The sequence below is a fragment of the Haemophilus sp. THUN1692 genome (genome assembly GCF_059704395.1).
Map to the genome: position 1 here is coordinate 1,830,467 of NZ_AP046579.1, position 12,541 is coordinate 1,843,007.

Annotated in this window: 15 protein-coding genes, 2 tRNA genes and 1 pseudogene; 8 read left to right on the plus strand and 10 right to left on the minus strand. The window is 41.0% G+C overall.

Annotated elements, in window-relative coordinates; genetic code table 11:
* Window positions 1-18: 18 nt before the first annotated feature.
* From AC6H0A_RS09255 to AC6H0A_RS09285, 7 genes are read right to left on the minus strand one after another with little or no spacing between them, the layout of a single operon-like run.
* Entirely contained in the window at window positions 19-636 is a 618-nt protein-coding gene (locus tag AC6H0A_RS09255; protein WP_005641533.1) for a DUF3164 family protein, read from the minus strand.
* Window positions 637-828 carry an HTH domain-containing protein gene (locus AC6H0A_RS09260; protein ID WP_005641534.1) on the minus strand — a complete coding sequence of 64 codons (192 nt, stop codon included), beginning with the start codon at window positions 826-828 and terminating at the stop codon, window positions 637-639.
* 8 nt (window positions 829-836) lie between these two features.
* Window positions 837-1,133: an HI_1482 family protein gene (locus AC6H0A_RS09265; RefSeq protein WP_005641536.1), complete on the minus strand. Its 297-nt coding sequence runs from the start codon at window positions 1,131-1,133 to the stop codon at window positions 837-839.
* A 10-nt stretch (window positions 1,134-1,143) separates the two neighbouring features.
* On the minus strand, window positions 1,144-2,025 hold the full coding sequence (locus AC6H0A_RS09270; protein WP_005641538.1) for an AAA family ATPase: 882 nt from the start codon (window positions 2,023-2,025) through the stop codon (window positions 1,144-1,146).
* Between the two features lie 51 nt (window positions 2,026-2,076).
* Window positions 2,077-2,475, minus strand: coding sequence for a hypothetical protein (locus AC6H0A_RS09275; protein ID WP_044232717.1), 399 nt, complete (start codon window positions 2,473-2,475; stop codon window positions 2,077-2,079).
* 10 nt (window positions 2,476-2,485) lie between these two features.
* Window positions 2,486-4,441, minus strand: a complete 1,956-nt coding sequence (locus tag AC6H0A_RS09280) for a Mu transposase C-terminal domain-containing protein (protein ID WP_179230969.1) — start codon at window positions 4,439-4,441, stop codon at window positions 2,486-2,488.
* Window positions 4,432-4,662 carry a helix-turn-helix domain-containing protein gene (locus AC6H0A_RS09285; RefSeq protein WP_005641541.1) on the minus strand — a complete coding sequence of 77 codons (231 nt, stop codon included), beginning with the start codon at window positions 4,660-4,662 and terminating at the stop codon, window positions 4,432-4,434. Before AC6H0A_RS09285 ends, AC6H0A_RS09280 begins: the two co-directional genes overlap by 10 nt.
* Before the next feature lie 230 nt (window positions 4,663-4,892).
* Between AC6H0A_RS09285 and AC6H0A_RS09290 the strand changes: the two genes are divergently transcribed.
* A complete protein-coding gene (locus tag AC6H0A_RS09290) occupies window positions 4,893-5,381 on the plus strand; it encodes a DNA-binding protein (protein ID WP_005641543.1) in 489 nt (162 codons plus the stop codon).
* 382 nt (window positions 5,382-5,763) lie between these two features.
* Here AC6H0A_RS09290 and AC6H0A_RS09295 read toward each other — a convergent pair whose 3' ends face one another.
* Entirely contained in the window at window positions 5,764-5,928 is a 165-nt protein-coding gene (locus tag AC6H0A_RS09295) for a hypothetical protein (protein ID WP_167351481.1), read from the minus strand.
* A gap of 43 nt (window positions 5,929-5,971) precedes the next feature.
* On the opposite strand from AC6H0A_RS09295, the pseudogene AC6H0A_RS09300 reads away from it, so the two are divergent.
* Window positions 5,972-6,130 (plus strand): annotated as a pseudogene (locus tag AC6H0A_RS09300) (transposase); the annotation flags it as partial.
* Between the two features lie 262 nt (window positions 6,131-6,392).
* Window positions 6,393-7,337: a dicarboxylate transporter/tellurite-resistance protein TehA gene (gene tehA, locus AC6H0A_RS09305; protein WP_044232719.1), complete on the plus strand. Its 945-nt coding sequence runs from the start codon at window positions 6,393-6,395 to the stop codon at window positions 7,335-7,337.
* Window positions 7,338-7,388: 51 nt separating this feature from the next.
* Here the strand turns inward: tehA and tsaA are convergent, their stop codons facing one another.
* Window positions 7,389-8,108, minus strand: a complete 720-nt coding sequence (gene tsaA, locus AC6H0A_RS09310) for a tRNA (N6-threonylcarbamoyladenosine(37)-N6)-methyltransferase TrmO (protein ID WP_005641546.1) — start codon at window positions 8,106-8,108, stop codon at window positions 7,389-7,391.
* A 61-nt stretch (window positions 8,109-8,169) separates the two neighbouring features.
* Between tsaA and menA the strand changes: the two genes are divergently transcribed.
* From menA to AC6H0A_RS09325, 3 genes are all read left to right on the plus strand, one after another.
* The gene (gene menA, locus AC6H0A_RS09315) at window positions 8,170-9,081 is read left to right on the plus strand and encodes a 1,4-dihydroxy-2-naphthoate octaprenyltransferase (protein WP_005641547.1); all 912 of its coding nucleotides are present in this window, start codon (window positions 8,170-8,172) and stop codon (window positions 9,079-9,081) included.
* Between the two features lie 52 nt (window positions 9,082-9,133).
* A complete protein-coding gene (rraA, locus tag AC6H0A_RS09320; protein WP_005641549.1) occupies window positions 9,134-9,631 on the plus strand; it encodes a ribonuclease E activity regulator RraA in 498 nt (165 codons plus the stop codon).
* Window positions 9,632-9,785: 154 nt separating this feature from the next.
* Window positions 9,786-11,174, plus strand: a complete 1,389-nt coding sequence (locus AC6H0A_RS09325; protein ID WP_005641551.1) for a DASS family sodium-coupled anion symporter — start codon at window positions 9,786-9,788, stop codon at window positions 11,172-11,174.
* Between the two features lie 104 nt (window positions 11,175-11,278).
* Here AC6H0A_RS09325 and folD read toward each other — a convergent pair whose 3' ends face one another.
* Window positions 11,279-12,127: a bifunctional methylenetetrahydrofolate dehydrogenase/methenyltetrahydrofolate cyclohydrolase FolD gene (gene folD / locus AC6H0A_RS09330; RefSeq protein ID WP_070047046.1), complete on the minus strand. Its 849-nt coding sequence runs from the start codon at window positions 12,125-12,127 to the stop codon at window positions 11,279-11,281.
* Window positions 12,128-12,305: 178 nt separating this feature from the next.
* On the opposite strand from folD, the gene AC6H0A_RS09335 reads away from it, so the two are divergent.
* Together AC6H0A_RS09335 and AC6H0A_RS09340 are read left to right on the plus strand one after the other, a co-directional pair.
* Window positions 12,306-12,382 (plus strand) — tRNA-Pro (locus AC6H0A_RS09335).
* Between the two features lie 48 nt (window positions 12,383-12,430).
* Window positions 12,431-12,507 (plus strand) — tRNA-Arg (locus tag AC6H0A_RS09340).
* Window positions 12,508-12,541 lie beyond the last annotated feature (34 nt).

Sequence of the window (12,541 nt, forward strand, 5' to 3'; positions counted from 1 at the left end):
GATGCCAGACTCACTCATCTACGCCCCCGCTACATCTAACGCAATCGGCACATACTGATCGGTTTCGCCCACACGTTCATAAAGTCGAACATAAGCCTTACTACTCACTACTTGCACGCTTTCGCTAATCGCCTGCATCGCGTTTTGCCAACGTTCATCTTGAATATCTACCCGTCGCAAACCTAAAATTCGTGAAGTGTTGAGGTTTCCCTCTTTATCTACATTAAACGCACGTTCAATTAAGGCTTTTAATTCAGGGCGAGAGCCTTCGCTCCATTCATTCAAACACTCATCAATCAACACTTTTGCCGCCTGAATACGTTCATCAAATTGCAAATGGTCGTTAATCGCACGTTGGATTTTGTATTTACCGTCGTAGCTATAAAGTGTGATATTGCCTTTACTACCGCCCACTTTTGCACCATACTTTTCGGCAGAAAGTTCAATAAAGGCTTGTACATCACCAAAAATGCCTTCTTTAAAATTGCGCATCTCCTTATTTAAGGACACGCCTTTTTCCACCCATTCACGCACAAGCACATCACGTGCTTTGTCGATGTCTTTCACCAATTCAGCAGGGGTTAAATTGCCTCTTGCATCACGCCAGTATTCTTTCCCTTCAATCATCTGCTTCATTTAGAGCTCCTCTTTATCTAACTTAATCACCACAAGTCGCTTACCTTTATCACGTTTACATCGGGCGACTGTTGCCGAGCTGTAAATCGTTTTTTCGCTCACATTGAGTTTCTTTGCTAATTCTTCCGCAGTCCCGTCACCCAAATTCTTTTCGCCACGATAGACCGCATAAATTTGCCGACGCGTTGCCATTCCTCCTCCTAGTTCAAATATTTCCGCCAAACCACACGGATACCTTCCACTGTAAATTGCGCTTCTTGGTATCGAGCCACATCACGCCCCACGTGATACACATAAGCCCGTTGGTCTTTCTCTAGCTTTTCTGTTACCGCATTATTCATCACACGCACCGTCGGTTTTATCTTCTCAAAGTGCACATTAATTACCGTAAGCCCCATTTCATTTAAGCGTCTCACGGCTTTTTCCACTTGTTCTAAATAAGCCAACATCACGGCATTGTTTTTGTTTAATTGTTTAGTTGTATTGGGTTGTAACATTTTGGTCTCCTTAGCCAATCAATACTTTGCTGTATTCTTCAACCATTTCATAAGTGATTTCACACTCATTAATTTCAGCCAATCGCACCACACCTTTAATGAGGTTACTTAATCGACGTGCATTGCCCTTACTAAACTTAATAAAAGGCGCATTAAATTCAGCCGTGCCGAGTGCTGTTTCCGTTAATAACGCTAAATCTTTCTCTGGAAGGGCATTGCCTAAATCAAACGGTCGAGTTACACGGCTATATAACTGTGCCAGTTCGTTGTTTTTACCGCACAAATTCACCATTAAACGCGGCATACCAGCAAGCACCACGCCAATATTGGTTTTATCTCGTAATCGTCGAACAAACTCTAAAGAACGTGTAGAAAGCAACTCCGCTTCGTCAATCACTAATAACCGTTCTGAATTTTCCAAACGCTCCACTATCTTCTCGAAAAAGTCATTGTTTACGCCTTGCACAACCACACCACAAGCCTCCGCAATCTTGCGTAATAAGACTTTGGTGGTATAACTTGGATCGGTTTCAATCAACATTGCAGAAGGGTGCGTACGCACATATTCTTTTAACAACTGGGTTTTGCCTAACCCTGCCGCACCATAAATCACTACCATCTCGCCTTCCGTATGTGCATATTCCATCGCTTCCATCCCTTTACGTGCGAGAAACGTTGGCACAAATTGCTTGTTGTAACGCGCATTTAAAATTTTCTGATCTTGGCGTGCCAAATACTCCGCCACCTTGTCATCAAGGCGTTGCACATCGCCTGCGTATTGTCCTTTCAAATAAAGACTAATTGTCCCCACTGATACCGCTAACGCTTGCGCAATCTGCTTTTGTGTCATGCCGCTATTGGTCATAAACCGTTGCAGTTCTTTGTTTTTCATTTTTAACCTCGTTATAATTCTGTTTTAAACCTACCTAAACCAAGGAGAACCTTATGTCGCAAACTCAACTCGAAGACTTACAGCAACAACTTTCTGCACTAAACGGTCGGCTTGCTGTACAACAGATTTTAATTCGCTCGCTAATTGTTCAACTTGCCGAGCAGGATCAACTTGCGCTGCTTCAATTTCAGGGCGATTCGCACGATCAGCTTCGTCTTTTGTTACAAAGCACTGATGTGCCTGATTTTGTTGCGACGGATATGAAGACGTACCTTGATTCATATCTAGAGCCGTTGATTGCAATGCTAAATTTGGGGCAACGCCACTAGGGGTTAAAATCCAAACTGGGAAATCGTTTATTTTCGACCAATCTCTTTTAATCAACCTTTTAGCGCATTTAAATCGTCTTTTGGCGCGCGCTTTACGTTCTTTTTCAATAAAATTCTTCATCTTGTTCTCCTTATTCATTCACTAACTTTGCCTGTTCCGCTTCCCACTCTTCTTTCTCCGTTAAGTTATGGAAAATCGGCTTGGCTGGGATTTTTTGCTTCACTTTTGGCACGAGTATTGAAAAATCAGGTGCTTCTTCAATCGTATGCACCGACTGCAACTCGCGGCTATTGCGCTCAATTTTCTTCTCAAGGCGTTTATTCGCCGCTTGAATACTTTTCTCTCGCGCTTGCTCCACTACACTTTGCGCAAAGGCAGGCGATTTATTTCCGTTTAATTCCGCACGACAAATCCATCTGCCATCTAAGGTTTTCACAATCACATAAGACGGATCGTGAATATCAAAGCCCACTTTCACTTTCTCACCGTGGTATTCCGCCAAGTCGGTGCTGGAATAACGGTTGGTAAACAACTCAATTTCAGCGCGAGCCACCGTGCGAATTTCTTCAGGGCGGAATAATAATTCACATTCAAACGCGGTAAGCCAGCGTTGTTGCGGTTGTTCGTGCTGCATAATCCATTCCCGATATTCCAATGGGCTAAAATGCGTGCCGTCCACCTTTTTCGGCAATTCGCTATGTGGGTTTCGGTTGTATTCTTCAAACACGCGCTCCACATCGGCGATAAATTCTTCCCAACGCGGCATCTTGTTATAGAATCGGCGTTGTTCTGCCGTCAGTTCTTTGCCTTTTTCAAGGGCATTCACGGCACTTTCAATTTTTCGGTGAATCAAATGTGCGGTAGATTTATCCACTGTTTTTACTACCGATGTTTCATACTCTCGTGCCAAGGGGATCAGCGTGGTTTCCCACAATCGCTCAATAATGCCACGCCCCTGCGGATTGCCTGGTCGTCCGGTTTTGTGCGTAATGCCTAATCGGGCGAATAAACCGGTCACTTCACAATCCAACCGTTTATTCTTTTCCCCACCGCCGTTATCCGAGTAATAAATCAACGGCAAGCCACATCGCTCAATGGCGTGGCGTAAGGCATCACCCACCGCAATCACGCTTTCCGATTTCGCCAAGCTCCAGCCCACTAAATAACGGGTGCGTCCATCAATAATCGCCGTCACTTCCGGTTGAAAACCGTGTGCATGATCCGGATGGCGAATTTTCGCTTTAAAGCCGTGTCCGTCCCCCACATACACATCAAACAGCCCAAGCACTTCCCAATCACGCCGTCTCACCGGCATTTTTTGTGAATACGCTGCGCCAGTTAATCTGCCGCGTTGTAATACAATCTCCGGCACTTCACTCATTACGCGTCGCACTTGGTACAGGCTCGGTTTTTCGCCGTCATAAGCGGCAATAAAGCGTTTATATGCGTGCGCCACCGTCACACCGGTGAAGATTTGATAAAACGGCAGAAAATCGTGCATCCACGTCCACTCGTGCCATTCTTTTTTCTTCACCCCAAAGCCCTTCGGTACAAGGGCTTTCAAGCGTTCTTCCGGCGTTTCCGCTTTTTCATACGCCAACACCCAGTCATACAGCGTGCGTGGCGAAAGCGATAAACCATTGCGCGGTTTGGCATTGGCAAGACGCACCATATCCAGCACAGGCTCAGGCAAGGTGGCTAATTTCACCTGATCGCATACCAACTCTATTAAATTGCGCCGTTGTCCTTTTTCTGTGCCTTCAAGGCTCAACACATAACGCGCCACTGCCATTCGCGCATCCGAAATACTGATTTGCTTTTGGCTGCATGTGCGCAAATCAAACGTATCCCGCCCCGCTGGCAATGCTGGTTTCGGCTTTTTCGCCACAGTTTTGATGGCGAATTTTAGGCGGATGGCTTTTTGGGTTTCTTCGGGGAGATCAGATAAGTGATATTCAAATACATTGCCTTTCACACCTTCTCTACGTCTTCTCTGCCAATTTTCTTGTTTTGCCCTAAAAGTAATGCCTTGAGTTGTTTTTGGCATAAAAGGCAATCCAAGTAGTTCTTGAGTTGTTAGCCACATAAGCGGTTCTCCCGCTCCGCGTAACGTGTCGCCCAAATTTCTTGTGGTGCCACGCCAATCGCGGCAGCAATAATGCGTTCCCCTTTGGGGTAGCTCACACGCAGTGCATTTTTCAACGTGGAAGGGGCTAATCCCGATTTAATCGAAAGCGAATGCAACGTAATATTTCGCTCGTGCAGCTCATACACAATGCGCTTCCAGCTCCAATCTTTTTTCTGCATAAATATCTCCTTGCATTTAAATTAAACCCACTTTAGGTTAAACTTTGGTGTAAACTAAAAGCGTTACTCTTAGCTTTCATTTAAATGTTAAAAGAAAGCTAAATGAAAGTCAAATGCTTTCTTTTAAAAATTTCTTTTAAAATGCATTTATTGACTTTAACCTTTTGATTATTAAAGAAATAAATTTTAAAATTTTTAATATAAAGTTACTTTCTTTTAAGGAGTTTTAAATGAAAGAGTGGGTTCTATTGAAAGATCTACTAGGAGTGGCTGGTTTAGCTAGTACGCCACAAGGTGTGTTACTTAATGCGAAAAGAGAAAATTGGAAAAGACGCCGAAAGAAAGGCGTAAAAGGCAATGTGTTTGAATATTATGTTGGCGATATGCCCAAAGCCGTGCAACAGGCACTAGGCTTTGCTGGCAAACCGCAGCAGGTAGAGCCACAGCCCGAAATAACGCAAACCCCAACCCTAGAACAAGCCATGTCGATTGTTCAAAAAGCCTTAGAAGAACTGGAAAACACGCCCAAAAGCAACGCGCAAACGCCCAATAATGAAGGCTTAAGCCAAATTGAACAGCGTTTGCTGCAATGCTTTCGCAAAGCCAGCAAAGAAGGGCAGGAAGCCATTATTTCCACTGCAGAAACCATGGCAGCCTTACAAGAGAAAAAAGAAACCGAGGCGCAACCACTTGAGAATCATCAGCTAAATGCGGCATAAAGGCGTATATTGCCGACATGGTTGTGGTCACATCAACCAAAACCATGCTGCGCGTGCTTTTACGCCATTTTTAAACTCAAGAGCAAGGATGCCCGTGTTTCCCAAAAACACGCTCAAATAATAGCGCATTTTCGCAAATTCTACCCAAATCACACACAATAAACCGCTAAATTTCATCTAAACGCACCAAAATAGCCCCAAAAACCAACAAAAAAGGCGATTTATGCCACTGAAACCGCCTTTTTTATTTAGTGAGTTTGTAAGTTAGCTTCTAAGTTATCGTCTCTGGTTAGAAATTTAAGGTAAATTCTTAGTAGCAAAACTCAATGATCTATTCAGTTTAAAGCCGTTTTAAACTAACTTTAAAATAAACTTTAAATTTTTAAAAATGTTTAAAACCTAACAATTTACCGCCAACTTTTATGCAAAATAAAACCCAATTTTCGACCATTTTCCCCCAATCCCCACCATTTTCCATTTTTGCATAAACTTTCCCCCTAAAAACGCCAAAGCCCCACAAACAGGGGATCCAGCCAATTTTTTCCACCAAATTTTTTCTTTTTCCTTATGCAAATATTGTCACTACCCCACAATATGGAAATAGGCATTTCTGGGCGAAAGGATTTTTTGTAAGCACAGTAGGGTTAAATACAAAAGTGGTAGAGGATTATATAAGAAACCAAGAAAAAGAAGATATGGTTCAAGATAATTTATCAACGAAAGAACATGTTGACCCCTTTAAGGGGTAATCAAGGAAATAATTAGACGCAGTTGTCAGTTCTCACAAGCCCCTTGAGGGGCTTGTGAAGTATAGGCCCTTATAGGGGAGCCTAAAAACCGCACGTTTTACGTGCGGATTGTTATTTATATGAAAATTGGTAGATGCTTTATTCCAGAACAATAAGTATGTTTCTCTATAGAAATTTCACAAAAATTTGAGATTTTTAGAAAAGTCCCTTGTTGATGGCTGTGCTACACTTTGCTCAAATTTTTCAAAATAAGGATAATATTATGAATACAACAAAACCTTTTCCTCTTCCAACGGGATATTTTGGTATTCCTCTTGGTTTGGCTGCCTTATCTTTGGCTTGGTTTCATTTAGAAAACTTATTTCCTGCTGCGAGAATGGTAAGTGATGTTCTTGGCATCGTAGCAAGTGCGGTCTGGATTTTATTTATTTTAATGTATGCGTATAAACTTCGTTATTACTTTGAAGAAGTTTGTGCAGAGTATCATTGCCCAGTTCGTTTTTCCTTTATTGCATTGATTCCTATTACAACTATGTTGGTGGGCGATATTCTTTATCGTTGGAACCCTTTAATTGCCGAAGTTTTGATTTGGATTGGAACGATTGGTCAATTGCTTTTCTCAACATTACGTGTCAGTGAATTATGGCAAGGTGGCGTATTTGAGCAAAAATCTACCCGTCCTCCGTTTTATTTGCCTGCGGTAGCTGCTAATTTTACCAGCGCAAGTTCATTGGCATTACTGGATTACCAGGATTTAGGTTATTTGTTCTTTGGTGCAGGAATGATTGCTTGGATTATTTTTGAACCTGTATTATTACAACATTTACGTATTTCATCTCTTGAGCCACAATTTAGAGCCACAATGGGGATTGTTTTAGCACCTGCGTTTGTGTGTGTATCTGCTTATTTGTCACTCAATCATGGCGAAGTGGATACTTTAGTTAAAATTCTTTGGGGATATGGATTCTTGCAATTATTTTTCTTATTGCGATTATTCCCTTGGATTGTGGAAAAAGGACTTAACATTGGCTTATGGGGATTCTCATTCGGATTAGCGTCTATGGCAAACAGTGCTATCGCTTTCTATAATGGTAATGTTTTACAAGGCGTGTCAATTTTTGCCTTCATTTTCTCAAATTTAATGATTGGCTTATTAGTTCTAATGACGATTATTAAATTAGCTAAAGGGCAGTTTTTCCTAAAATAAGGCATTTAAATCGACTAAGGCAGGGATTCCCTGCCTTATTACATATTCCATCTATTTGTCTTTTTCTATTTCAATCACTTCTACACAATTCACCGTACCCGCTTTAATTCGCCATTTCACATTAAATTCGTATAAACTCATACCATAAATACGATCACTCGGTTTACCTTGTTGATAGGCAGGGCGAGGATCTTGCTCTAGCACTTGGCGAATGAAACGACTTAAGTGCGGTCGTTTTTCTTCTCGTTTTTTTACCGCACTTTGGGCTTGCTCGGTAAATTCAACAATCAGTTTTGCTGGTGGTTTTTCTTGAGCAAAGCTCGATTGCGCATTTGGCTCACTATCTGCATAGGCAATATAGGGTTTGATATCGAAAATTGGCGTGCCATCCACTAAATCCACCGCACCTAAATGGAGAAAAACGTTACCGTTGATACATCCTACTTGACGTAATTCGACTTTGGACAACCCAAGAGGATTCGGACGGTGCGTTGCGCGTGAAGCAAACACGCCAACTCGTTGATTACCGCCTAACCGCGGAGGGCGTACAGTGGGGTGCCATTTTCCTTGTTGGATTTGGTCGAATTGAAAAATTAACCAAAGGTGGCTGAATTGTTCCAATCCTCTCACAGCTTCAGGCGAATTATACGGCGGTAAAAGTTCTATAATGCCTACACCGTCTTCAACTAAATTAGGTTGGCGTGGTACGGAGAATTTTTCTTTATAAGGCGTGTGGATAATGGCGATAGGCGATAAGGTTAAATCATTCATAAATTGGGTGTCTTAGTGTAGAATACGCGACCTATTGTAATCAAAAGTGCGGTCAAAAAAAATGACAAATGAAAAATTGAAAATGTGGTGGGAAACGGCTCGACCGAAAACTTTGCCCTTAGCGTTGGCATCGATTTTCACTGGTTCGGCATTAGGTTATTGGGCGAATCCACAAGGTTTTAATGGGTTTGTAATGGCGCTTTGTTTACTCACGACAATTTTATTACAGGTGCTTTCTAATTTTGCTAATGATTATGGGGATCATCAAAAAGGTTCAGATACTGAAGAACGTATTGGGCCATTACGTGGCATTCAAAAAGGCGCAATTTCAGCAAAAGAACTGAAATGGGGATTAATTCTAATGGTGGTGGCCAGTTTTCTTTCAGGAAGTTTCTTGATTGGAATTGCTTATGAAAACCTCTCGGATTTATTCGCTTTCGCTGGGCTTGGCATTTTAGCTATTGTTGCGGCCATTACTTACACGGTTGGGGCAAAACCTTATGGCTATATGGGCTTGGGCGATATCTCTGTATTAGTCTTTTTTGGTTTGCTTGGTGTTGGCGGCACTTATTATTTGCAAACTCACAGTATTGATAGTCACATAATTTTACCTGCTATTGGCTCCGGCTTATTGGCAAGTGCGGTATTAAATATTAATAATTTACGCGATATTGAACAGGATGCGAAAGCTGGCAAAAATACCCTAGCCGTTCGTTTAGGTGCATATAAGGGGCGAGTTTACTACTGTATTTTATTAAGTGTGGCGGCCCTATGTTATTTAGCATTTGTGGTGGCAACAGCCATTTCTTGGACAAATTATTTATTTGTACTGGCAATGCCGTTGTTAGCTAAGCATGCGCTCTTTGTTTATCGCAGTCAGCTGCCAAGTGAATTGCGTCCAATGTTGGCTCAAATGTCTATGATTTCGTTATTAATCAATATCTTGTTTAGTTTAGGCTTGCTTATCGGCTAAATCGGCATATACTTAAAGCAAACAAAATTTCAACAATCGATAGGGGAAAGTTATGTTTATTGATACTTCAGAACTTTGCGATCTTTATGCAGAACAAGTGGATGTAGTGGAGCCAATTTTTTCAAGCTTTGGTAGCGTAAGTCATTTTTACGGTAAAGTCACTACGGTAAAATGCTTTGAAAGTAATGGATTAATTGCTGAAGTATTAGAAGAAAACGGCGAAGATCGAGTGCTTGTCATTGATGGCGGTGGTGTGGTACGCCGTGGTTTGATTGATGCAGAATTGGCTCAACTTGCTGTTGATAATGGTTGGGAAGGCATTATTGTATATGGTGCAGTACGCCAAATTCAGCAATTAGAAAACCTCGATATTGGTATTCATGCCCTTGCGCCAATTCCAGTTAGTGCAGATGAGAGCAGCGCTGGTGAGAGTGATGTTCCAGTGAATTTTGGTGGTGTAACCTTTTTCCCAGAAGATTATATTTACGCAGATCTGACAGGAATTATACTTTCGCAAGAGCCCTTAGATTTAGATGATTCGGACGAATAATACGAAAGAGCAAAAGTGCGGTGAAAAATAACCGCACTTTTTTTATCGAAATTTATTGCACTAGATCACATTTCTGAAAATTGAGCATTGCAACTTATTAACATTCATTTAACATTGTAGTCCGTTCGAGTTAGAACACTAACGGAGGAGCTTTATGACTGAGATGAAATCTTTCAAAAATCACAAAAATGGCATTATTTTTATTTTAGATATAGTGCTATTTTTTGTGTTATTAAAAGCGCTACCTTATGAGCCAAAGGCTAGTGCTGGTTTCGCGTTATTGGCTTTTGTCGCTGTACTTTGGTTAACCGAGGCATTACATGTTACGGTTACCGCATTATTGGTGCCATTATTGGCGATTGCGCTAGATTTAGTGAGTACTAAGCAAGCTTTAGTGGCTTTTGCTGATCCTACAATCTTTTTATTCTTTGGTGGCTTTTCTTTGGCTACAGCCTTGCACATTCAAAAACTCGATAAAATGATTGCTAATAAAATTATGGCGTTAGCGCGTGGTAATTTATTTATTGCCATTATTTATCTATTTTTGATTACAGCCTTCCTCTCTATGTGGATGAGTAACACGGCAACTGCAGCTATGATGTTACCACTTGCAATGGGAATTTTAAGCCAACTTGATCGTGAGAAAAAACATAATACTTATGTGTTTGTGTTGTTAGGGATTGCTTATAGTGCATCAATTGGTGGTATGGGAACCCTTGTGGGTAGTCCACCGAATGCGATTGTAGCAAGTAACTTGCATTTAACTTTTGCAGATTGGTTATGGTACGGTTTACCGATAATGATCATTTTGCTACCACTGATGATTGGTACGCTTTACATTATTTTTAAGCCAAAACTTCATATTAATTTTGAGCAATCTTTTGAAAGCATTGAAATGAATTCAGTGCGTGTATTAACACTTGTTATCTTTGTTGTGATTGCTTTAACTTGGGTATTTAGTGGGCAAATTAATCCGCTGATTTCAGGCCTACTTGGTTTGCAGAAAAATATTGCTAGCTTCGATAGTGTCGTCGCTTTATTAGCAGCTATTGTGATTTGTTCTACGGGCATTGCAAGCTGGAAACAAATTCAAGAAAGTACCGATTGGGGCGTATTAATGCTTTTCGGTGGTGGATTAACATTAAGTGCGGTATTGAAGGATTCTGGAGCAAGTAAAATTTTAGCAGATAGCATTGTCTTTATGATTGAAGGACAGCATTTCTATCTTATTGGCTTGTTAGTTGCAGCATTTATTATTTTCTTAACTGAATTTACCTCTAACACCGCAAGTGCGGCACTGCTCGTTCCGATCTTTATTTCTATCGCCCAATCATTGGGTATGCCCGAAATTGGTTTAGCATTAATTATTGGTCTTAGTGCATCTTGTGCCTTCATGCTACCAGTGGCGACGCCACCAAATGCTATTGTATTTGGTTCTGGACAAGTGAAACAAAGTGAAATGGTAAAAGCTGGTTTCGTATTGAATTTAGTGTGTATCGTCGTAATTGCGACTGTCGGTTATATGTTCTGGTTGAATAATTAATTTAGATTGATTATTTACAGAATTCTTAAATGATTAAAATGAACGGGTTAAAGCTAATCAGGCTTTAACCCATTTTTCTTGCTATAAGATTCTTTTATACAAAGCTATTTGTTGTGTTCATAAGCGTAAAGTGTATTGCTCATTAACATTGCAACAGTCATTGGCCCAACACCGCCAGGAACGGGGGTAATATAAGCCGCTTTTTCGACTGCTTTGTCAAACTCTACATCGCCTACTAATTTTCCATCTACACGGTTAATTCCGACATCAATGACGACCGCACTTTCTTTGATCCAATCGCCAGGAATCAAATTCGGCTTACCTACCGCGACGACAAGTATATCTGCTTGGCGAACATGGTTTTCTAAATCTTTGGTGAATCGATGAGTTACTGTGACAGTTGCGCCTGCTAATAATAATTCTAAAGACATTGGACGGCCGACAATATTGGATGCGCCTACAATTACTGCGTGTTTGCCATGTAAGTCAATGCCCGTTGTTTCTAATAGTTTCATTACTCCATAAGGGGTGCAGGCACGTAAAGTTGGAATACGTTGGCATAAAAGCCCAACATTGTAAGGATGGAAACCGTCCACATCTTTTTTCGGGTCGATTCTTTCAATTATTGCTTCTGTGTTAATTTGTTTGGGTAACGGTAGCTGCACTAAAATACCATCAATATTTTTATCAGCATTAAGCTGGTCAATAATCGATAATAATTCATCTTGTATAGTGGTATCTGGCAGATCATAAGATTTAGAGAGAATGCCAATTTCTTCACAACTTTTACGTTTATTACCGACATAGATTTGCGAAGCAGGATCTGCACCCACGAGAATGACTGCAAGCCCAGGCGCGCGTTTTCCTTGCTTAACGTAATGGGTGATTTTATCTGCCACATAGGCTTTAATTTTTTTTGAAAGTGCGGTACCAGAGATGATTTGTGCGGTCATTGGGCTGTCCTTTTGAATGATGGGAAAGAAAGCGTTTGCTATTTTAACGGACAATGATTTTTTTACAACGAAAAAGGGGGCGTTTTTCCTAAAGTGGAATAATTTTGAACAATTAAATTAAAAAATCAAAAAATTAATTGACTGAGATAAAAACAAACCTATAATTAAGCGCACTCGTCGGCGAGTAGCGCAGCTTGGTAGCGCAACTGGTTTGGGACCAGTGGGTCGTAGGTTCAAATCCTATCTCGCCGACCACTTCTTTTATATTGTCTTGAAATTCCGTACAAAAGAAATCCTTTGAATGCGCCCTTAGCTCAGCTGGATAGAGCAACGCCCTTCTAAGGCGTGGGTCAAAGGTTCGAATCCTTTAGGGCGTGCCATTTATTTCTTTAATCCATTTTTTATTCTCTTTTA

Excerpts from the sequence above, each read along its gene's own strand:
- AC6H0A_RS09265 (WP_005641536.1), bottom strand. The coding sequence starts at position 1,133 with ATGTTACAACCCAATACAACTAAACAATTAAACAAAAACAATGCCGTG.
- rraA (WP_005641549.1), top strand. The coding sequence starts at position 9,134 with ATGTTTATTGATACTTCAGAACTTTGCGATCTTTATGCAGAACAAGTG.
- AC6H0A_RS09325 (WP_005641551.1), top strand. The coding sequence starts at position 9,786 with ATGACTGAGATGAAATCTTTCAAAAATCACAAAAATGGCATTATTTTT.
- tsaA (WP_005641546.1), bottom strand. The coding sequence starts at position 8,108 with ATGAATGATTTAACCTTATCGCCTATCGCCATTATCCACACGCCTTAT.
- AC6H0A_RS09260 (WP_005641534.1), bottom strand. The coding sequence starts at position 828 with ATGGCAACGCGTCGGCAAATTTATGCGGTCTATCGTGGCGAAAAGAAT.
- folD (WP_070047046.1), bottom strand. The coding sequence starts at position 12,127 with ATGACCGCACAAATCATCTCTGGTACCGCACTTTCAAAAAAAATTAAA.
- AC6H0A_RS09270 (WP_005641538.1), bottom strand. The coding sequence starts at position 2,025 with ATGAAAAACAAAGAACTGCAACGGTTTATGACCAATAGCGGCATGACA.
- tehA (WP_044232719.1), top strand. The coding sequence starts at position 6,393 with ATGAATACAACAAAACCTTTTCCTCTTCCAACGGGATATTTTGGTATT.
- AC6H0A_RS09285 (WP_005641541.1), bottom strand. The coding sequence starts at position 4,662 with ATGCAGAAAAAAGATTGGAGCTGGAAGCGCATTGTGTATGAGCTGCAC.
- AC6H0A_RS09275 (WP_044232717.1), bottom strand. The coding sequence starts at position 2,475 with ATGAAGAATTTTATTGAAAAAGAACGTAAAGCGCGCGCCAAAAGACGA.
- AC6H0A_RS09255 (WP_005641533.1), bottom strand. The coding sequence starts at position 636 with ATGAAGCAGATGATTGAAGGGAAAGAATACTGGCGTGATGCAAGAGGC.
- AC6H0A_RS09280 (WP_179230969.1), bottom strand. The coding sequence starts at position 4,441 with ATGTGGCTAACAACTCAAGAACTACTTGGATTGCCTTTTATGCCAAAA.
- AC6H0A_RS09290 (WP_005641543.1), top strand. The coding sequence starts at position 4,893 with ATGAAAGAGTGGGTTCTATTGAAAGATCTACTAGGAGTGGCTGGTTTA.
- menA (WP_005641547.1), top strand. The coding sequence starts at position 8,170 with ATGACAAATGAAAAATTGAAAATGTGGTGGGAAACGGCTCGACCGAAA.